Below are 17793 nucleotides of genomic sequence, written 5' to 3' on the forward strand. Positions count from 1 at the left end.
ACTGTAGTTTTCTCTAGTCTTCATGGGGTCCGCTTCGCGCGCGCCTTATGATTTCCTAGTAGACCAGTGCTGTTTGCTTCGCGCGAACCTTATCATTTCTTATCAGCCTCGTGCGGTTGCGCCCTCCGCGAAACCCTAGCAATTTCTAGCATTTCACGGGGTTTCGCTCCAGGCGCTGACGTTATAAAGCGTTATCGCTCTCAGGCCGCAAGGTCAACATTTCTCAACACGTCATGGGGTTTGCTTGCGCTTCGGCGTGGTGCCGTTCTGCGCGGCCCGCCTCTTGCCTTCCTTGGTGCGCGGCCCGGTGGAAAGCCCGCCATGCAGCTTGCAGCGGCCGTTGCCGTAAATCGAGGTGAGCTTGCAGGGCGTGCCAGCTCTCGTCTTCGCGCCGCATGTCAGCCCCCTGCACTCCTCAGGGTAAGGCGGGGTGTCCGGCAGCACGGGCCGCGGCAGGAATTTGCCCGTCTCCTCGAAATATCGGTCAAAGCGGCGACAGTGCTTCGCCATCAGCCGTTCCCGCTCCCTGGTGATCCGGTCATGCTCGGCGTTGTAGGCTTTCAGCAGCCGCCGGCGCTCGTCGTCGTTCGTGGCCATCTTCCCGACGCCTCCATGGGGTTTGTTTTGGAAATGGCGGCGGCGTCCCAAACTGAGGCCCTGTAATTCTTATGCGGGGTCACTCCGGCCGCCTCGCTCTCTCCTCTGTCCCAAACTGAAGGTCTCGGAGATCCGGCGCCGGCAAATGGGAAAAGCCCGCGCGCGGCGGGCCTTGAGCGCTGCTTGCCCTGGTGGTCAGCCAAACGTACCGGCGGCGGCCAGCTCCCCGCTGGGCAGCTCGTACACGGTAAAGCCACGCTGTAGGCCGGCCACGTCCTCTTGCAGATCCGGGCGCGGGATGGCGCCGGTCTTCGCGCGCCAGCTGGTCAAGTCCTGATGCTCCTTTGATACGCTGGTGCCGGTGGCTTTGAAGCGGCTGAGGTTGCCGCCCTTGGCGATCTTTGCGATTCCGATCATGTGATTTCCTTTGCGGGTGTTTGAGGCCCGGCCACCTGGCTGAGCCTTACGATTTCTTACGGTGGGTGGCTATGCTTGCCTCGGCGCGGCCGGCGGAATGTCGATTGTCAGCGAGCGAACGCCTATGCGCTGCATGGCCCGAATGGCGGCCTCGGCGGTGACGAACTGGCGCGGCTGGCCATTGGCCTTGCGGTAGGCGTCGCCTTGCAACTGGACTTGGTAATAACCGGGGAAGCCGGTCAAGGTGGCGGTGCGGTCTTGGGTCTGGGTCATGGCATAGTGTGATGTTATAACATAACAATCGCAGTTTAGCAGAATGTGGATTTCAAAGAAAAGAGGCGCGATGCGGGTCGCGCCTGGTGGGGGTGAGCTGGTGGTGATGCCAGCCGCTGGCCGGGCTGGCTTTCTGGGATCGCGTATATATAGCGAAAACATGCGGGAACAGCGGGAACGCGGGAGCAAGACTTGCAAGTCATTGAAAATAAAGAAATATGATATTCCCGCTCTGTTCCCGCTTAGGGTGTTTTGTTCCCGCCTACTGTCGCCTGGCTGGCGATGTGTTCCCGCCTTGTTCCCGCTCTGTTCCCGCATTTTGGCGGGGTGCGGGAACAGGCAGAACCCTTGCCTGGCGAGGCTTACAGGCGGATTTTGTGGGGCTGTTCCCGCGTTCCCGCCTGTTTGCATGATTTCCTACACGTGCGCGCGCACAAGCTGGCCGCCGTTTCGGTCAAAACATACGATTTCGTATCTTCAGCACCGAAACCGGAAATCCGGTTTTCGCTGCCATCGCCCAGGGCATGATTGGCCGGCCCGTCAGCCCTCTTGCATGCGTCGTTCAATCATCGCCGCGACAGTGTGCTGTCCTACCGCGTTCACGGCTTTGTCCAGGGCCGGCAGCAGCCGGCGCGCATCACGCGGGCCGCACAGCAGCATGGTTTCCAGATACTCGGCTTGCGGATAGTGATTGGAGCGCATCAGGGCCACGAAATCTTCAATCACGCCCTTGGCCTTGCTGATGGTGGCGGGGCTGTTGTCCTCGTCGTCCAGGAAGCCCGCCGTAATCAGCAGCATGGCCGGCAGGCTCAGTTGTACTTCGCCGTCAGGGGCGCCAGGTATCGGGCGGATATGGTCGCGTGGGTTGAATGGCTTGGTCATGTTGTTTCCTTGGGATCGTGCATATATAAGCAAAAAAGTGCTGGAACAGCTGGAACACTGGAACAATGAGTGTAAGACGATGATTTTAAATGAATAATCTGTTCCAGCTTTGTTCCAGACTACTTGTTTTGTTCCAGCTTTTTACCCGCCTAGGCTCTGTTTTGTTCCAGCCCTGTTCCAGCTGTGTTCCAGCTTTTTGGATGGGCGCTGGAACAAATGAACCCTTGTCAGATAAGGCTTTCGAGGGTGTTTGGGGGGCTTGTTCCAGCGTTCCAGCGCTTTTTGCATGTTTCCTACACATGCGCGCGGTTGCGCGTACTGGTCTCGAAATCTACATCGCGCGCATGGGGCAATCAGCCGGCCAGGTCGTCGGCGGGCTCGTTTGCGGCCTCCAGGTCTACGGGAATCATCAAGAAGTACCATCCGCCTTTCGGGTGCGAAGGCGTCCGGTGCTTGCTGGTATGGCTGCCACTGGAGCGCTTGATCATCCCCACGTCTACCAAAGCCTTGCATGCCTTGTTGCGGTCAAACCCTGCGATGACTTCAGCATCAAACACGCCAGGCAGCACCAGATATTCCGGCTCGCCGTCTCTGGAGTACCGCCGATAACCCGCTAGATTTGACACGCGTGGCAGCTCATCTGGGGCGGGCAGCGCGATGAAGCGAGCAAGGCCATTAACCTCAAGAAATAGACTGGCTTGCCGTGCAATGGCCTTGTCCTCATGCTTGCCGGCGCCGTTGATGGCCAGCCACTCGCGGGAAATGCGCCGCATGGCCTCGCACCCCACACCAGCCGCCCAGCCGGTCAGCCCGCTCTCTGTCGCCAGCTCCAGCGCCACCGCCAGGACGGCGAAACGGGTAGCAATGCGGCGGGCCTGGCCAACAGCGCCGGCGGGCAAGGCGTCGCGCCATGCCGCCATGGCTTCGCGCAGCCGTGCGGCGATCTCGCAGCGATGGGCGGTTACATGCGCAATGAACGCGCGGCCAGCCGTTCCATGGTGGGCGATAGCGGCGTCTTTGATGGCCTCCGCCAGTTGGCCGGGTGTGTCATGCTCATGCAGGCATTCGAACGCGCCATAGCCGGCGCCAGCGTCCGCAGGAATGCTTGCCAGGCGGGTTTCCTGGCCTGCCTTCACCTGCCTGCCGTTGCCGCTGAGGAATTGGCCGAGCGGATGCTCGCCGGTGGACAGCGCCAGCACGCGCCAGCGCGGCATCTGCCGGTTCCCGCCTTCCTTCGCGCCTTGCGCCTTGCCTACGCCGTTGAACAGGCGATAGCTGGCCATGCTGACGGCGTCCGGGCTGCCCTGGCCGACTTCGTCCAGCACCATCAGGCCGTCATTGCGCGCGGCGGCGCTATTGGCCAGCGCCAGCGGGGTGGCGTCCCAATTCAAGACCTGCAAGTCAGGATGGCCCCAAACCGAGCCGGCCATGCGCGCCACGGTGGTTTTGCCGTCGCCGCTGTCGCCAAACAGGTGGAAGCCGCCCGACTCCAGATCCACCAAGCTGGCCAGCGGCGCGGCAAAGGCGCAGCCCAGCGCCAGCATGCAGCGGCTGTTGCCGGCAGCGAGGCGGGCCACGTTGTCGCGCCAGCTGCCGACGTCGCCCGCGGCCTGGTACGCCTCGGCGCTGCTGAGGTCGCCATTGTAGAAAACCGGCTGCTTGGGCTGCCCCAGCACCTCGCCAGACGGCAGGATGTACGCGCCATGCTGCCAGCCGCCGCGCTCGGTGACGCGGTGCAAGGTGTTGTCGCCATCGGTTTGCAGGTATTCCGCCAGCCGCTCTTGCAGGCCTCGGCGCGAGGAGATGGCCAGGCCGGCATCCCGCAGCATTGCCCAGCCTTCACGCTCGCCCGCCAGGCGCAGCGGAAAGGCCACGCGTCGAGGCGTGCCGCTGCCACGGCTGCGCCAGGACAGAATGCGATATTGCCGGCCGGTTTCGTCTTCGCCTCGGCCGATCAGCTCCAGGCGGTCGCAGAGGGTGACAGGCGGCAGCTCGGACAGCTCGCCGGTTTCTGCGTTGCGCTTCACGTCGATGAACTGCACGGCGTCGTGGGTGACTTGGTAGCGCGGGCGCAGCGTGAACTTGCCCGCCTCCAGCGCGTTTTGCAGGGCTTCCAGATCGTTCTTGCTCATTGCGGCTTCCTTGTTGCGGTCAGTACGTCCAGCCAGTCAGCGCCGGGCGTGCTTGGTGTCAGAATGCGGACTTCGCGGCCTTCGCTCACTAGACGGCGCGCAAGCGCTTCTGCTGCCTTCTGGCCGGTTTGGCTGGCGTCGTTGTCGGCCATGATAAAAACCTCGCCAGCGGCGTCAGGAATGGCGGCATTGGCCATTCCCCAAGCACTCACGGCCGCCCAGCAGGGCATGCGGCTGCCAAGGGCCACGGCTAGCGCGGTTTCGATGCCTTCTGCCAGCGCCAGCCGGCCATCCTCCGGAGGCTGCAGACGGATCGCCGCGCCGCGCATGTCGCCTTCGCGGCCGGCCATCAGCTTCTTGACCTTGAGCGTTTCGCCGCTGGTTGGGTGGCGGATGTCAGCCTTGCCGCCGGCGTCGTTCAGGTAGGTGCGATGCAGCGCCACCAGCGCGCCGGATGGCGACGACACCGCGCCCAGCATGGCCGGGAGGTGGCCCAGCAGCACCGGCCGGCCAGCCACCTCAGCCCAATAGGGCAGGGAGGGATGATGGCGCAACGCATCGGGGAAAGGCTCCAGCACCAGCCCGCGGCCGGCCAGGTAGCGCGCCACGGGATCGCCGGCGGTGATGGGGTGGGCCTCTTGCCACAGGCGGGCGACGGCGGCCCGCTGGTCTTTTTGGCGTTTTGCCGGCGTTTGAGCGGGTTTTGGCCGTTCGGGTAGGGGATGGCTGCTGTCGATGCCCAAGGTGCCAGCCACGGCGCGCGCAGCGGCCAGGAAGTCGCAGCCAAGCCAGTGCTGCACCAGCGCGAAGCCGTCGCCGCCCTGGTTATCGATGCCGCGGCAGACAAAACGGCCGCTGCCCTTGTCGATCCACTGAAATCTGTCAGTGCCTCCGCAGGCCGGGCAAGGCTGATTGCGGCGCCGCGCCAGCACCTCGGCGGAGATGCCCAGGGCGGTCAGAATATCCGGCCATCGCCCAACTGCCTGCCGCCGTATTTCGTCGATGTTCAATCGCATGAATGCCTCTCGTGGACGTGAGGAGGCCCGCGCCCGGAATCGTGTCCGTTCGTTGGTCTGGGCCGCCCCATCGTCAAATTGATTTACACGGAATGGTTATGCTGCGAGTACAGCCGGCTGAGGCTTGGCGCATTGCGCGGCCTTCTGGTGGACCTCATTGGCGGCAGCTTCGGCGGCTTCAAACTTCGCCATCATCGCGGCCGCATCGCCAAAATGCGTAAACTCAACGCTTCCATCGTCGAACTTCACCAGTGAAATGCTGGCAATGATCTGCTTTCCTTGGCTCATGCTTGCGACTCCCTTTCAGCGGCTTGCAGTTCGACTGTTGTAGCAATCTCGCCGTATTCCCGCTCAGTAAAGCAGGCGACCTCGCCCAGCAAGCGCAGGGTGTGGCCCATGTGCTGCAAGACGGCGTTTTCTACGCCTGAATTGACTTCGCCGTAGTTAATCACCAACTCGCCCAACACGGTAAGGCTTACGGCGACATCGCCTTGCAAAACCGCAAGATGACTGGCGCCCAAGGTGCAAAGCGCGGAATCAGCGGTGCGGTTCTTGAACGCCTGGTGATTGTCGGCGAGGAACGCGAGGGAGTTTTCGAGGTAGGCGGCCATGATTAGCGCACCTCCTGAACGGAAAAGCCGGCGCCGGCCGGCAGGATCAGGGCGCGGCGGCCTTGCGAAACCAGCAGGCGAGCGAGTGCAGCGGCTTCGGACTTGGTGGGAGTCGTGGCAATGGTTATGGCGTACAGGGGAAGGGCGCGTATAGCGCGCAGGATGAGGCTAGACATGGTGTATGTCTCCTTGATGAGCGTTAAGCCCAACTCCTCGCCGCCAAGCGGGGAGGCAGGCACGTGGAAGGGTTGGCGGACCGGCATCAAGGACCCGGCGCGTGCGAGCACGCCCCAACCACGGCCCGCCAAAGAAGGCGCACCAATGGTGGTACGGACGGACGTAAAAATAGCCGCTAGGCGGCTGTCCGCCTTGATGTTCGGGCCGCCAAGCCCGGCGCTGATGAGCAGCGCACGGCCATTATGTCCCGCAGGGCATGTGGTGGCAAGGGGCGTCATGCTGAAATCCTCCCCGCAACATCATTGGCCGGGATGGCAAGGCGCTGGCGCTGCTCAGTGGCGAACGCCTGCAGGGCGGCTTTGCGTTCGTCGTAGCCCTTGCCTGCGCCCAGCAGCACGGCGTCTTGACGTTCCAGCAGCTCCAGTAGACGCAGCTCTGGCACGCTGAGCGCGTCCCGGTCGATGGGTGAGAACCGGCCGGAAAACGCCCAATTGATCAGCCTGGCTTCATTGGCGTAGTGGTGTGCGGTGCTGCCTTTGCCGATGGCCTGGCGGTGCAGGTTCACCATGTCGCATAACAGCCGGTGATTGCTGGCGGCGGCCACACGGGCGGCGCTCCAGTCGTCAGGCTTGGTCTGTCCACGGATCAGGGCGTCTATCTGCTCGTCGCACCAGATTGCGAAGTCCATATCCAGCCATTGAGCGAACCGCACTGCCAATTTCGGATGAAGCCAAGTGCCTTGAGCGTTACCAGATTTTCCGGTATCGCCCCCGCGCTTGGTCTTGAAAAAGGGGATTTCCCCATATTTGCGCGTGAGTGCTTCCAGGTACTTTCCCGTTTCAGGCAGTGAAAGCCAGTCATTCGGGCGCTTCCCATATTTTGCCGCCGCAGTCGTCGCATTGAACCAGCCATCAGCGGTGAACTGCATCGCCTGGCCGTTGAAATCGGCTTGAATGAGCTTGGTCATGCGGCCTCCTCATCGTCGGCAAAGAAGCCAGGGCGCGGCCATGCAGGCGTGCCAAGCACATATTGAGCGACGCCACGGCGAACGCGGCCGCGATAGAGGATTTCCGGGTGAATAATCGACAATATGTTGAAGCCCATTTCGCGCAGTTCATGGATGCGCGCGGCGGCTTCAGGTATCGAAAACTCGCCTGTCAGCGTCAGGCTGTAAAGCGGTACGCTGCGATAGCCATATTCTCGGATGATCTGCATCACCTCGGCGCGCTGGCCGGTGAGCGTGGGCGGCTTGCGGTCTTGGTAAGTCATCACGCCGCCTCCCGACTAGCTGCTATGCGGGACTCTAGCCAAGCATCAATTTCATGCTCAAGCCAGCCCACGGCGCCAGCTCGCGCGCCAAGCTGGATCTGCTTGGGGAAGGTGGGGTCATAGCGGGGGGATTTAGGGTTCAGCCGATCATAGATCCATTGCCGGCTGACGTTCAGACGCTGTTCTAATTGCTTGCGTCGGATGAGTGCTTGTTTGATTTGCTCGGCCATCACTTGCCCTCCTTGGGCTTGTCCTGAACTGTTGGGGGCATTCTGTCAGGGCCAGGCTCGCTAATGGCCGAATGGGCTTTCTGAAAACCGAGCAAAAATAGACTGGTGCTCTTTCGGTTTTCTCTCTAGTAAATACAGGGGGTTTGAGAGGAATTGTAAGAGATTCTGTTCCGCAGATTTGATGTGATTCAGGTAAATTTGCCTTTAGAGACGTAAAGACACGTAAAGACACGTAGAGAAGCGTATATGCGCGCTGTGAGAGGCCGTGTTCTGCAGAGAACATGCTTTCCGTATCGGTACGTTGCGGTACGTTGCGGTACGTCGCGGTACGTCTATGCCCAGAAAGCCGAATGATGAAAAAAGCCGGCACTTGCCGGCTGTGTCTTGGTTACTACTTTTTGGTCTGATGCTGAGGCAAGATCGATGCGGCTTCTCGCAGCCATTTTCTTAGGGTCTCATCGTCAATAGACAATCCAGCCCTTTCAATGTCTTCACGCATAGCAGATAGGTGTGGGTTTCTCTTGGCTGATGGATCATATGAATAAATGGAAATTGCCCATCCAATCACGATTTTAAACAGACTGTCGCGCTCAAGTTTCCGCAATTCAACATCGGCATGCTCGCCTTCTGAATTGGTGCTTGCTGATTTGTTGCGGTACCATTTTCGAGCGACTTCTAGCACAAGTTCATCTATTTCAATTTGCTTTTCATCGGCCATTTGAAAATAGGCAGCTGGGTGGAGTTTGCCATTGTAGTAGTTGACTCCAAGGTGGCTCCAGTCTGCGCGCTTAAATACTTGGCAAAGCCTTGCAACTTCTTGAAATTCTTCTGGGATTAGATCAATGCTTGTCCCTATGTTGATGCCTAAGCCTTTCATTGCCTCTGGGTGAAGGCCAAGGAAAATTAATGCAGCTTCCTTGGTGGTCCATTCGTCATACTTTAGCCAGTGCTCAATAGTTTTTTGGTCAATGTTCATGCGTACCCTCTACGCCCCCTAGTGAAATTGGATGCCGCGCCAGGCGGGTAGGGTTTCCCGCTTTTCGATTGGCCGATCTAGGCGCGGCAAAACTGTGTCAGGCGATCTTGCGGAATGTCGCCTGAAGTACGGTCTTCTCGTTCATGATCAAGTCAAGGAAATCAGCCCAAGACTGAAGCATTGCCAAGCGCTGTTCTTTGTATTGCGCGTGGGCGTAGACGCCGGCAATGCCTGGGATTGCGTGACTGAGTGCAGCTTCGACAACTTCCGGCATGTGGCCCATCTCGCGCAGGTGGGTGGATGCAGTGTGCCGATGATCGTGAATCGTGCAGTCCTCAATAGCGGCCGCCGTGATGGCCGCGGCATGGGCTCCGTTTAGGTTGTTGCCATGCATCGGGCGGAGCTTGTTGCTTGGCATTGGCATAACCCACTCACTCCCGCCGCCCAAGCGCTTCAGCTCTTGCAGCATTTCGATGGCCTGCTTGGGCAAGAAAACACGATGTTCCCGCCTTGCCTTCATTCTCCCGGCGGGGATGAGCCATTCGCCTGCCTCTAGATCAAACTCGCTCCAGTTGGCCGAAACCAATTCATTCTTGCGCAGCGCCAGCATCAGCAGCAGATGCAGCGCCAGCTTATAACCACGGTAGCAATCGGCCTGATAAAGCCCAACGAGGTAGCGCCTGATTTCATGCGCCTTGAGCCAGCGGGTGCGCTTGCCTTTGGTCCCGATCCGGGCGGGCTTAATCAGCTTTGCAGGGTTGTGTTTGCACCAAAGATGTTCAGCTGCGTAGTCCAGAATGCGGGAGGCCCAGCCGTGGGCATGCAAAGCCGCTTGTACGCCTCTGCGCTCGCGGACATCCAGCAGCAAATCACGGATGGCAGGCACGTCTATATCTTCAAGCGCCATGTCCCCAAGCTTGGGGAGAAGGTGGAGCCGGGCAGGGGAGAAGCCCTTATCAGGGTGCTTCCAATTGTGATCCACCCATTCGGCTTTGTAGCGGCTTGCGGCCTCGGCAAAGGTCATGCGCTGGGCTCTGGCTGCGGCTTCCTCTTCAGCGGTTACCGCCTTGGCCTTTTGCTCGTTCGCTTCGTCAACCTCAGCCAGGGCTCTGCCTTCAAGGATCATCCGCTTTGCGTCGGCATACTCCAGGGCCTCTTCGGGATGCCGGCCCTTCTGGATCAGGACTCGCACGGCCTCCAGCAGCTTGCGGGCTTCCGCAAGGCCGTACTCTGGATAGTTGCCGATGCTGAACTTGATCTTTCTGCCTTCCAGCCGGCCTTCGTAGCGCCATAGCTTCGTTCCCTTGGCGCGGACAACCAGAGACAGGCCGCCGCCATCGCTTAGCTGGTAGTCGGCGCCGGTAGGCTTGGCATTCCTGCATTCCTTATCGGTCAGCGGCATGATTTGTCCCCTGTTTTCCCTGATTAATCCAGTGTCATCAGGGGTCATTGTAGATCCAGGGGACAAAACAGGGGACAAAATCTTCTGCTCTGCTAGGCACTCGTCGGAACGCTTAGGACAAAGAAAACCCGCATAGCCTTGAGCCGTGCGGGTTTCATGTTTTTTGTCAGAACCGTTCGGAACGCTTGTGAACGGCTCGGACTGTGGTTTTTTATTACAGCGAGTAGTACATCGCGAATTCCACCGGGTGGGTGGTCATGCGGGCCAGGTTCACTTCCTGCATCTTCAGGTCGATGTAGGCGTCGATCCATTCGTTGGAGAACACGCCGCCGCGGGTCAGGAACTCGCGGTCCTTGTCCAGGGCCGCCAGCGCTTCGTCCAGCGAGGCGCAAACGGTCGGGATCAGCTTGTCTTCTTCCGGCGGCAGATCGTACAGGTTCTTGTCCGCGGCATCGCCCGGGTGGATCTTGTTCTGGATGCCGTCCAGGCCGGCCATCAGCAGCGCGGAGAAGCACAGGTAGGGGTTGGCCAACGGATCCGGGAAGCGCGCTTCGATGCGGCGAGCCTTGGGGCTGGCCACGTGCGGGATGCGGATGGAAGCCGAACGGTTCTTGGCGGAGTAAGCCAGCTTCACCGGCGCCTCGTAGTGCGGAACCAGACGCTTGTAGGAGTTGGTGCCCGGGTTGGTGATGGCGTTCAGCGCCTTGGCGTGCTTGATGATGCCGCCGATGTAGTACAGGGCGGTATCGGACAGGCCGGCGTAGCCTTCGCCCGCGAACAGGTTCTGGCCGTCTTTCCAGATGGACTGGTGCACGTGCATGCCGGAGCCGTTGTCGCCGACGATGGGTTTCGGCATGAAGGTGGCGGTCTTGCCGTAGCTGTGGGCCACGTTGTGCACCACGTACTTCAGGATCTGGGTCCAGTCGGCGCGCTGGGTCAGCGTGCTGAACTTGGTGCCGATTTCGTTCTGGCCGGCGGTGGCCACTTCGTGGTGGTGCACTTCAACCGGGATGCCCAGTTCTTCCAGCAGCAGCACCATGGCGGAGCGGATGTCTTGCGAGGAATCCACCGGCGGCACCGGGAAGTAGCCGCCCTTGATGCCCGGACGGTGGCCCATATTGCCGCCTTCGAATTCTTCAGCCGAGGCCCAGGCCGCTTCTTCAGCCTTGATCTTGACGAAGCAGCCGGACATGTCGGCGCCCCAGGTGATGCTGTCGAAAATGAAGAATTCCGGCTCCGGGCCGAAGTAGGCGGTATCGCCCACGCCGGATGCCTTCAGGTAGGCTTCAGCGCGCTTGGCGATGGAGCGCGGGTCGCGGTCGTAGCCCTTGCCGTCGGCCGGGTCGATCACGTCGCAGTGCATGAATACGGTCGGCTCGTCGAAGAACGGGTCGACGCGGGCGGTAGCCGGGTCGGCGATCAGCAGCATGTCGGAGGCCTGGATGCCTTTCCAGCCGGCGATGGACGAGCCATCGAAAGCGTGGCCGTGTTCGAACCAGGCGTCGGCGTCTTCCAGCAGCACATGGGCCGGGATGGAGACGTGCTGTTCTTTGCCGCGGGTATCGGTAAAGCGCAGATCGACAAATTTGACGTCGTTTTCTTGGATCAGTTTGACTACGTCGGCTACTGCCATGGTTTATCTCCTGAAAGGCAACGTGCACCCAAGGGCAAGTGCGAAAAAATCGGTACGCCTCGGCTTAAGCAGGAAGCGTGCCAGCTCCAAAAACGCTGCTGCTGCATTGTGTCATAGCCGCTTTGGCTTATCCAGCCGCTTTGGGTGCGGCATTGTGAACCAATATGGTGCTGTCTGAATATCTATGCACCAATTGTGTGCAATTTGCCAGCCGCCGCGGGCAGGCAGATAATCGATGGCATAAGGCTGACAACTTGTTGCGGGAGAAAAACCATGAGCAAACTCAATCAGATTTTGCAAACCGCCCATCAGCGCGCAGAGCAGCTGGGCCTGCCGTATAGCGGCGCGGTGCTGCCGGACGAGGCTTATGAACTGTTGCAAATCTTGCCCAAGGCGGTGTTGCTGGATGTGCGCAGCCATGCGGAGTGGCAGTTTGTCGGCACCGTGCCGGACGCGGTCAATATAGAGTGGAAAAGTTTCCCCGGCATGACGCTCAATCCCCATTTCCTGGCGCAGCTGACGCATCAGATTGACCCGGAGGCGGTGTTGCTGGTGATGTGCCGTTCCGGCGCGCGCTCCGATCAGGTGGCGCGTCTCGCGGCGGAAAATGGCTATAGCGAGGTGTACAACGTGCTGGAAGGCTTCGAGGGCGATCTGGACGCCCGCGGCCACCGCAACTCGGTGGGCGGCTGGCGCCAGCGGGGCCTGCCCTGGGTGCAAGGCTGAGCGGGATTGACGGCGGCGGTTGAAGTTTGCGCCGTAACGCGGCAAAGTGTTGCCTGAATCCGCCGCCACGCGGCGCACAATTTTGGAAAGCCGACCATGACCGACCGTTACGCCGTTATCGGCAACCCCATTTCGCATAGCCAGTCGCCGTTCATCCATGAAGAATTCGCCCGCGCCACCGGGCAGGACATCAGCTATGAAAAGCTGTTCGCCGATATCGGCAAGTTCAACGAGGTGGTGGGCGATTTCGTCGCCCATGGCGGCAAGGGGCTCAATATCACGCTGCCGTTCAAGGGCGACGCTTATCGCTACGCTCACGAACTGACCGAGCGCGCCCGCGCGGCCGAGGCGGTCAACACGCTTGCCTTCCGCGAAGGCAAGATCTATGGCGACAACACCGACGGCGTCGGCCTGGTGCGCGACATCGTGGAAAACCTCGATTACCCGATCCAGGGCCAGCGCGTGCTGATCCTGGGCGCCGGCGGCGCGGTGCGCGGCGTGCTGGAGCCCATCCTGGAGCAAAAGCCGGCCAGCCTGACCGTGGCCAACCGCACGGTGATCAAAGCCGAGTCGCTGGCGCACCACTTCGCCCGCTACGGCAAGGTGGAGGCGGTCGGCTATGACGCGCTGGAAGGCCGCAGCTTCGACATTATCATCAACGCCACCTCCACCAGCCTGAACAATGAAATGCCGCCGCTGCCGCATGGCGTGTTCACGGCCCGGACGCTGGCTTACGACATGGTGTACAGCAGCGGCCTGACGCCTTTCCTGCAACGCGCGCAAGGCGAAAACGCCGGCATGCTGGCCGATGGCCTGGGCATGCTGGTGGAGCAGGCGGCGGAATCGTTCGCCATCTGGCGCGGCGTGCAGCCGGACACCCGCAAGGTCACCAATATGCTGAGAGAAGTGCTGGCTTAAGCATGACGCGTTGGATACTGAAAATCCTGGCGGCCCTCGCGGCCGCCTTTCTGCTGTATAACCTGTGGGTCTTAGGCCATATCCTGTATTGGCGCGACCATAATCCCGACGCCAGCTCCTTCATGACCGAGCAGCTGGCCAAGCTGAAGCAGGATGATCCCGACGCGGAACTGAGCCATAAGTGGGTGCCTTACGACAAGATTTCGCCCAATTTGAAGCGGGCCCTGATCGCGGCGGAAGACGCCAAGTTCGTCGATCATGAAGGTTTCGATTGGGACGGCATTGAGGCGGCTTTCGAAAAGAACCTGAAGAAAGGCCATATCGTCGCCGGCGGCTCCACCATCAGCCAGCAATTGGCCAAGAACCTGTTCCTGTCCAGCGGCAAGACGCCCTGGCGCAAGCTGGAGGAGGCGCTGATCACGGTGATGCTGGAAAAGACCATGGACAAGCGCCGCATCTTCGAGATCTATCTGAATGTGATCGAGTGGGGCAGCGGGGTGTTCGGCGCGGAGGCGGCGTCGCGCCATTACTTCCGCACCAGCGCCTCCAGGCTATCCAGCGGCCAGGCGGCCAAGCTGGCGGCCATGGTGCCCAATCCGCGCTATTACGACGATCACCGCAACGCGCCGGGCCTGGCCAAGAAAACCCGCATCATCCAACGGCGGATGGGCTACGCCGATCTGCCATAGCGATGGAATGAACGGGCGGCCTTGGCCGCCTGTTTCGCATTTCCCCGGGCGCGTCTCGCGGCGCAATCGATCTTCCAGGCCGCGGCTTGGAGCGCTTTGTTCTGCCATGTTACAATCCCGGCCGTTATTTTTATTGTCGCGCCGATGGCGCGGCGAAACCGCATGGACTTGCCCAGTTACCCCGCGATTCCACTCCGCCTTACCCCTAACGAATAATTCCCGCCTCAGACTGTCAGCCTGCCTGCGCCCTCTGGGCGGAAGGAGACATGCATGACGGTTGCCTTCAAGCAACAATCGATCGATCGTCTGCAAGAAAGCCTGGTCCACGTCCAGCGCCTGATCGAACGTCAGCGCCAGCTGGAGCAGCAGGCCGCGCGCCCCGAGGCCGGGGCTGCCGATGACGCGCCGCTGCAGCAGAATCTGCTTGAGCTGCGGCAGCGATTGGCGCAGCTGCATCCGGCCGACATCGCCCATATTCTTGAAGCTTTGCCGCTGGAAGACCGCCTCCTGGCCTGGGATCTGACCGAGGGCGAGCGCGAGGGCGCGGTGCTGTTGGAAGTGTCCGACGCGGTGCGCGAATCGCTGATCGAGGTGATGGACCCGGACGAGCTGGTCGCCGCCTTGGTGGAGCTGGATGCCGACGAGCTGGCCGAACTGGCGCCGGATCTGCCGCGCCAGGTGGTGTACGAGGCGATGGGGCGGCTGGACGAGGAAGAGCGCGGCCAGTTGCAGGCGGTGCTGTCTTACGAGGACGACCGCGTCGGCGCGCTGATGGACTTCGAGCTGGTGAAGATCCGCGCCGACGTCAGCTGCGAAGTGGTGCTGCGTTATCTGCGCCGCTTTGACGAGCTGCCGCGCCAGACCGACAAGATTTTCGTCATCGACGACGCCGGCTGCCTGAAAGGCGTGCTGTCGGTGCGCAAGCTGCTGGTGTCCGACCCCGAGGCCGAAGTGGCCGATGTGATGGCCACCGAGGTGGTGAGTTTCCAGCCGGACGAAGCGGCGGTGGATGCCGCCCAGGCCTTCGAGCGTTATGACCTGGTCAGCGCGCCGGTGGTGGACCGCCGCGGCATGCTGCTGGGCCGCTTGACCGTGGACGCCATGGTGGACGTGATCCGCGAGGAATCGGACAGCGAGGTGTTGAACCTGGCCGGTTTGAAGGAAGAGGAAGACTTGTTCGCCTCGGTGATGGATTCGGTGAAAAACCGCTGGTCCTGGCTGGCCATCAATCTGTGCACCGCCTTCTTCGCCTCGCGGGTGATAGGCGCTTTCGAGCATTCCATCGCCCAGTTGGTGGCGCTGGCGGCCTTGATGCCCATCGTGGCCGGTATAGGCGGCAATTCCGGCAATCAGACCATCACCATGATCGTGCGCGCCCTGGCCATGGGCCAGATGCAGCTTGGCCAGGCTGGCCGCTTGTGGCGCAAGGAGCTGGGCGTCAGCATCATCAATGGCATGGTGTGGGGCAGCGTGATAGGCGTGATCGCCTGGCTGTTGTACGGCAGCGTGTCCCTGGGGCTGGTGATGCTGGCGGCGATGACGCTTAACCTGATGCTGGCCGCCACCATGGGGGTGATGATTCCGACCTTGATGCAGAAGCTGGGCAAGGATCCGGCGCTGGGCTCCAGCGTGCTGATCACCGCCTGCACCGATTCCGGCGGATTTTTGATTTTCCTGGGGCTGGCCACTCTTTTCCTATTGTAAGAACGCGATGCTGACCATAGAACAGGCGCTGCGGCGCCATGCTTTACCGAGGCTGGAAAGCCGGATGCTGCTGATGCATGCCTGGCCGGGACTGAGCCATGCGGCCATTATCGGCTATCCCGAGCGCGAGCTGCCGCAAGAGGCGGTCGCTGTTTTCGAGACGCTGGCCGAGCGCCGCCTGGCCGGCGAGCCCATGGCCTATCTATTGGGATCGCGCGAATTCTTCGGCCGCGATTTCCGGGTGAGTCCGGCGGTGCTGATCCCGCGTCCGGAAACCGAGCATTTGATCGAGCTGGCCTTGGCGCGGCTGGATAGAAGCCAAGCGGCGCGCGTGGTGGACCTGGGCACCGGCAGCGGCATCATCGCCGCCACGCTGGCGCTGGAGGCGCCTGCTTGGCGGGTGAGCGCGGTGGATGTGTCGGCCGAGGCGCTGCAAGTGGCCGCGGCCAATGCCCAGGCCTTGGGCGCGGCGGTGGCGTTTCATCACGGCAGCTGGTTCGATCCGCTGGCCGCGGACGCGCGTTTCGATTTGATCGCCTCCAATCCGCCTTATATCGAGCGCGAAGATCATCATCTGGACGAAGGCGATCTGCGCTTCGAACCGCGCGGCGCGCTGACCGACGAGGCCGATGGCCTGTCCTGCCTGCGTGAAATCGCCGCCGGCGCGCCGGCGCGTTTGCATGCCGGCGGCTGGCTGATGGTGGAGCACGGCTACGATCAGGGCGAGGCGGTGCGAAGCCTGTTCGCCGCCACGGGCTTGCTCGAGGTGGAAACCATCCGCGACCTGGCCGGACAGGACCGCATCACCGTCGGCCGCAAGGCGGGATGAGGGTTGTGAGCATATTGCGGCGCTTCTGGCCGGCGGCATGGATGCTGGCTGCCTGCGCGGCGCTGGCTTGGCGGCAGGATTGGAATCGCGAGCTGTTTTTGTTGCTGCATCAGGCCAGCCATATTGTGGCGGCGCCGCTGTGGCGCTTCGCCAGCGTGTTCGGCGACTGGCTGACTGTGTTTTCGCTGATGCTGTATCTGTCCTGGCGCGATCCGCGCCGTTTGCCGGCGATGTTGATCGGCAGCGCGCTGGCCGTGTTGTTGGCTATCGGCCTGAAGGCCGGTTTTGCCATGCCCAGGCCGCCGCTGGTGCTGCCGCCGGGCAGCTTCGATTTGCTGGACCGTTTGCCGGGCAGCGGTTCTTTTCCTTCCGGGCATGCGATGGCGGCGGCGGCATTGGCGACCTTCGCCGCGCGCGGCATGGCCTGCGGCCGCGCGGCGGTCTGGGCGGCCCTGGCGGGCATCGTAATGCTGTCTCGCATCGCCATCGGCGTGCACTGGCCGCTGGACTTGCTGGCAGGCGCTTTGCTGGGCTGGGGATCGATGGCGATGGCGCTGCGCTGGGCCTGGCCGCAAGGCTGGCCGCGCGATGTGACGCGCACGCTGCAATTGATTTTATTGGTGACGCTGGCTGGCGGCGTCGCCTGGCTGCTGGGGCATAGAGGCGTGTTCGCCGAATACTGGCTGCGGGTGGGCATCGCCTCGGCCTCGATGTTGGCCGGTTTCTGGCGCGCGTCGAGGCTTGGGCATTAGATAAAACAAAAGCGAGCCCGCAGGCTCGCTTTCTACTATCCACCGCGGCGGAGGCCGCCGGGGATCAGTGGTGGTGGCCGTGTTCGCCGTGGGCGTGGCCGTGGCTGATTTCGTCAGCGGAGGCGGCGCGCACTTCGACCACCTTGGCGGCGAAGCGGATGCTTTGGCCGGCCAGCGGGTGGTTGGCGTCGACCACGGCCTTGCCGTCGGCGATGTCGGTGACGCGGAACAGCAGCAGTTCGCCGGTTTCCGGATCGTCGGCTTCGAAGACCATGCCGATTTCGACGTCAGCCGGGAACACTTCCAGGTCTTCCACGCGGATCAGCTCTTCTTCCGGATCGCCGAAAGCGTCGTCGGCCGTCAGCTTCACGTCGACGGATTCGCCAACGTTCTTGCCTTCCAGCGCCTCTTCCACCAGCGGGAAGATGCCATCGTAGCCGCCATGCAGGTAGCTGATCGGCTCTTCGGTCTTGTCGAGCAAGTTGTTGTCTACGTCGAACATCTCGTAGTGGAGCGTGACGATGGTGTTTTTGGCGATTTGCATGAGATGGATATCCGTG

At 61.6% G+C, this 17793-nt stretch carries 22 protein-coding genes; 6 read left to right on the plus strand and 16 right to left on the minus strand.

Features of this window, described 5'->3' with window-relative positions; translation table 11 throughout:
* Window positions 1-231 precede the first annotated feature (231 nt).
* The 15 genes from NKT35_RS13170 to glnA form a co-directional block, all read right to left on the minus strand.
* The gene (locus NKT35_RS13170) at window positions 232-597 is read right to left on the minus strand and encodes an HGGxSTG domain-containing protein (protein WP_254293633.1); all 366 of its coding nucleotides are present in this window, start codon (window positions 595-597) and stop codon (window positions 232-234) included.
* A 195-nt stretch (window positions 598-792) separates the two neighbouring features.
* Entirely contained in the window at window positions 793-1014 is a 222-nt protein-coding gene (locus NKT35_RS13175) for a hypothetical protein (protein ID WP_254293635.1), read from the minus strand.
* Between the two features lie 69 nt (window positions 1015-1083).
* On the minus strand, window positions 1084-1287 hold the full coding sequence (locus NKT35_RS13180) for a hypothetical protein (RefSeq protein WP_254293637.1): 204 nt from the start codon (window positions 1285-1287) through the stop codon (window positions 1084-1086).
* 540 nt (window positions 1288-1827) lie between these two features.
* On the minus strand, window positions 1828-2169 hold the full coding sequence (locus tag NKT35_RS13185; RefSeq protein WP_254293639.1) for a hypothetical protein: 342 nt from the start codon (window positions 2167-2169) through the stop codon (window positions 1828-1830).
* A gap of 353 nt (window positions 2170-2522) precedes the next feature.
* Window positions 2523-4301 (minus strand): DUF927 domain-containing protein, encoded by a 1779-nt coding sequence (locus NKT35_RS13190; RefSeq protein ID WP_254293640.1) that lies wholly within the window; start codon window positions 4299-4301, stop codon window positions 2523-2525.
* Window positions 4298-5317, minus strand: coding sequence for a DUF7146 domain-containing protein (locus tag NKT35_RS13195; RefSeq protein ID WP_254293642.1), 1020 nt, complete (start codon window positions 5315-5317; stop codon window positions 4298-4300). Before NKT35_RS13195 ends, NKT35_RS13190 begins: the two co-directional genes overlap by 4 nt.
* 96 nt (window positions 5318-5413) lie before the next feature.
* The gene (locus NKT35_RS13200) at window positions 5414-5605 is read right to left on the minus strand and encodes a hypothetical protein (protein WP_254293644.1); all 192 of its coding nucleotides are present in this window, start codon (window positions 5603-5605) and stop codon (window positions 5414-5416) included.
* Window positions 5602-5928: a hypothetical protein gene (locus tag NKT35_RS13205; RefSeq protein WP_254293646.1), complete on the minus strand. Its 327-nt coding sequence runs from the start codon at window positions 5926-5928 to the stop codon at window positions 5602-5604. Before NKT35_RS13205 ends, NKT35_RS13200 begins: the two co-directional genes overlap by 4 nt.
* 2 nt (window positions 5929-5930) lie before the next feature.
* The gene (locus NKT35_RS13210) at window positions 5931-6383 is read right to left on the minus strand and encodes a hypothetical protein (RefSeq protein WP_254293649.1); all 453 of its coding nucleotides are present in this window, start codon (window positions 6381-6383) and stop codon (window positions 5931-5933) included.
* Window positions 6380-7072: a KilA-N domain-containing protein gene (locus NKT35_RS13215; protein WP_254293650.1), complete on the minus strand. Its 693-nt coding sequence runs from the start codon at window positions 7070-7072 to the stop codon at window positions 6380-6382. Before NKT35_RS13215 ends, NKT35_RS13210 begins: the two co-directional genes overlap by 4 nt.
* Window positions 7069-7374: a helix-turn-helix domain-containing protein gene (locus tag NKT35_RS13220; RefSeq protein ID WP_254293652.1), complete on the minus strand. Its 306-nt coding sequence runs from the start codon at window positions 7372-7374 to the stop codon at window positions 7069-7071. The genes NKT35_RS13215 and NKT35_RS13220 overlap by 4 nt, the downstream gene beginning before the upstream one ends.
* Complete coding sequence (locus tag NKT35_RS13225) at window positions 7374-7604, minus strand: helix-turn-helix transcriptional regulator (RefSeq protein ID WP_254293654.1); 231 nt, start codon at window positions 7602-7604, stop codon at window positions 7374-7376. Before NKT35_RS13225 ends, NKT35_RS13220 begins: the two co-directional genes overlap by 1 nt.
* Window positions 7605-7995: 391 nt before the next feature.
* On the minus strand, window positions 7996-8580 hold the full coding sequence (locus NKT35_RS13230; protein ID WP_254293656.1) for a hypothetical protein: 585 nt from the start codon (window positions 8578-8580) through the stop codon (window positions 7996-7998).
* Between the two features lie 97 nt (window positions 8581-8677).
* A complete protein-coding gene (locus NKT35_RS13235; RefSeq protein ID WP_254293658.1) occupies window positions 8678-9982 on the minus strand; it encodes a tyrosine-type recombinase/integrase in 1305 nt (434 codons plus the stop codon).
* A 214-nt stretch (window positions 9983-10196) separates the two neighbouring features.
* Window positions 10197-11615, minus strand: coding sequence for a type I glutamate--ammonia ligase (glnA, locus tag NKT35_RS13240; protein ID WP_254293659.1), 1419 nt, complete (start codon window positions 11613-11615; stop codon window positions 10197-10199).
* A 273-nt stretch (window positions 11616-11888) separates the two neighbouring features.
* Between glnA and NKT35_RS13245 the strand changes: the two genes are divergently transcribed.
* The 6 genes from NKT35_RS13245 to NKT35_RS13270 all read left to right on the plus strand — a co-directional run bounded on the left by NKT35_RS13245 (window position 11889) and on the right by NKT35_RS13270 (window position 17233).
* Window positions 11889-12341 (plus strand): rhodanese-like domain-containing protein, encoded by a 453-nt coding sequence (locus NKT35_RS13245; protein ID WP_254293661.1) that lies wholly within the window; start codon window positions 11889-11891, stop codon window positions 12339-12341.
* A 96-nt stretch (window positions 12342-12437) separates the two neighbouring features.
* Window positions 12438-13259 (plus strand): shikimate dehydrogenase, encoded by an 822-nt coding sequence (gene aroE, locus NKT35_RS13250; RefSeq protein ID WP_254293663.1) that lies wholly within the window; start codon window positions 12438-12440, stop codon window positions 13257-13259.
* A 2-nt stretch (window positions 13260-13261) separates the two neighbouring features.
* Entirely contained in the window at window positions 13262-13948 is a 687-nt protein-coding gene (mtgA, locus tag NKT35_RS13255; protein ID WP_254293665.1) for a monofunctional biosynthetic peptidoglycan transglycosylase, read from the plus strand.
* 270 nt (window positions 13949-14218) lie between these two features.
* Window positions 14219-15652, plus strand: coding sequence for a magnesium transporter (mgtE, locus tag NKT35_RS13260; protein ID WP_254293667.1), 1434 nt, complete (start codon window positions 14219-14221; stop codon window positions 15650-15652).
* 10 nt (window positions 15653-15662) lie between these two features.
* Window positions 15663-16481, plus strand: a complete 819-nt coding sequence (prmC, locus tag NKT35_RS13265; RefSeq protein WP_371926506.1) for a peptide chain release factor N(5)-glutamine methyltransferase — start codon at window positions 15663-15665, stop codon at window positions 16479-16481.
* A 5-nt stretch (window positions 16482-16486) separates the two neighbouring features.
* The gene (locus tag NKT35_RS13270) at window positions 16487-17233 is read left to right on the plus strand and encodes a phosphatase PAP2 family protein (RefSeq protein WP_254293671.1); all 747 of its coding nucleotides are present in this window, start codon (window positions 16487-16489) and stop codon (window positions 17231-17233) included.
* Between the two features lie 64 nt (window positions 17234-17297).
* On the opposite strand, the gene NKT35_RS13275 is transcribed toward NKT35_RS13270, so the two are convergent.
* Window positions 17298-17777, minus strand: coding sequence for an FKBP-type peptidyl-prolyl cis-trans isomerase (locus NKT35_RS13275; RefSeq protein ID WP_254293673.1), 480 nt, complete (start codon window positions 17775-17777; stop codon window positions 17298-17300).
* Window positions 17778-17793 lie beyond the last annotated feature (16 nt).

The organism is Chromobacterium sp. IIBBL 290-4, assembly GCF_024207115.1.
Taxonomy (GTDB): domain Bacteria; phylum Pseudomonadota; class Gammaproteobacteria; order Burkholderiales; family Chromobacteriaceae; genus Chromobacterium.

What these genes read in the sequence shown, in the direction of transcription:
- NKT35_RS13170 (WP_254293633.1), bottom strand. Translation starts at nt 597, where the DNA reads ATGGCCACGAACGACGACGAGCGCCGGCGGCTGCTGAAAGCCTACAAC.
- NKT35_RS13175 (WP_254293635.1), bottom strand. Translation starts at nt 1,014, where the DNA reads ATGATCGGAATCGCAAAGATCGCCAAGGGCGGCAACCTCAGCCGCTTC.
- NKT35_RS13180 (WP_254293637.1), bottom strand. Translation starts at nt 1,287, where the DNA reads ATGACCCAGACCCAAGACCGCACCGCCACCTTGACCGGCTTCCCCGGT.
- NKT35_RS13185 (WP_254293639.1), bottom strand. Translation starts at nt 2,169, where the DNA reads ATGACCAAGCCATTCAACCCACGCGACCATATCCGCCCGATACCTGGC.
- NKT35_RS13190 (WP_254293640.1), bottom strand. Translation starts at nt 4,301, where the DNA reads ATGAGCAAGAACGATCTGGAAGCCCTGCAAAACGCGCTGGAGGCGGGC.
- NKT35_RS13195 (WP_254293642.1), bottom strand. Translation starts at nt 5,317, where the DNA reads ATGCGATTGAACATCGACGAAATACGGCGGCAGGCAGTTGGGCGATGG.
- NKT35_RS13200 (WP_254293644.1), bottom strand. Translation starts at nt 5,605, where the DNA reads ATGAGCCAAGGAAAGCAGATCATTGCCAGCATTTCACTGGTGAAGTTC.
- NKT35_RS13205 (WP_254293646.1), bottom strand. Translation starts at nt 5,928, where the DNA reads ATGGCCGCCTACCTCGAAAACTCCCTCGCGTTCCTCGCCGACAATCAC.
- NKT35_RS13210 (WP_254293649.1), bottom strand. Translation starts at nt 6,383, where the DNA reads ATGACGCCCCTTGCCACCACATGCCCTGCGGGACATAATGGCCGTGCG.
- NKT35_RS13215 (WP_254293650.1), bottom strand. Translation starts at nt 7,072, where the DNA reads ATGACCAAGCTCATTCAAGCCGATTTCAACGGCCAGGCGATGCAGTTC.
- NKT35_RS13220 (WP_254293652.1), bottom strand. Translation starts at nt 7,374, where the DNA reads ATGACTTACCAAGACCGCAAGCCGCCCACGCTCACCGGCCAGCGCGCC.
- NKT35_RS13225 (WP_254293654.1), bottom strand. Translation starts at nt 7,604, where the DNA reads ATGGCCGAGCAAATCAAACAAGCACTCATCCGACGCAAGCAATTAGAA.
- NKT35_RS13230 (WP_254293656.1), bottom strand. Translation starts at nt 8,580, where the DNA reads ATGAACATTGACCAAAAAACTATTGAGCACTGGCTAAAGTATGACGAA.
- NKT35_RS13235 (WP_254293658.1), bottom strand. Translation starts at nt 9,982, where the DNA reads ATGCCGCTGACCGATAAGGAATGCAGGAATGCCAAGCCTACCGGCGCC.
- glnA (WP_254293659.1), bottom strand. Translation starts at nt 11,615, where the DNA reads ATGGCAGTAGCCGACGTAGTCAAACTGATCCAAGAAAACGACGTCAAA.
- NKT35_RS13245 (WP_254293661.1), top strand. Translation starts at nt 11,889, where the DNA reads ATGAGCAAACTCAATCAGATTTTGCAAACCGCCCATCAGCGCGCAGAG.
- aroE (WP_254293663.1), top strand. Translation starts at nt 12,438, where the DNA reads ATGACCGACCGTTACGCCGTTATCGGCAACCCCATTTCGCATAGCCAG.
- mtgA (WP_254293665.1), top strand. Translation starts at nt 13,262, where the DNA reads ATGACGCGTTGGATACTGAAAATCCTGGCGGCCCTCGCGGCCGCCTTT.
- mgtE (WP_254293667.1), top strand. Translation starts at nt 14,219, where the DNA reads ATGACGGTTGCCTTCAAGCAACAATCGATCGATCGTCTGCAAGAAAGC.
- NKT35_RS13275 (WP_254293673.1), bottom strand. Translation starts at nt 17,777, where the DNA reads ATGCAAATCGCCAAAAACACCATCGTCACGCTCCACTACGAGATGTTC.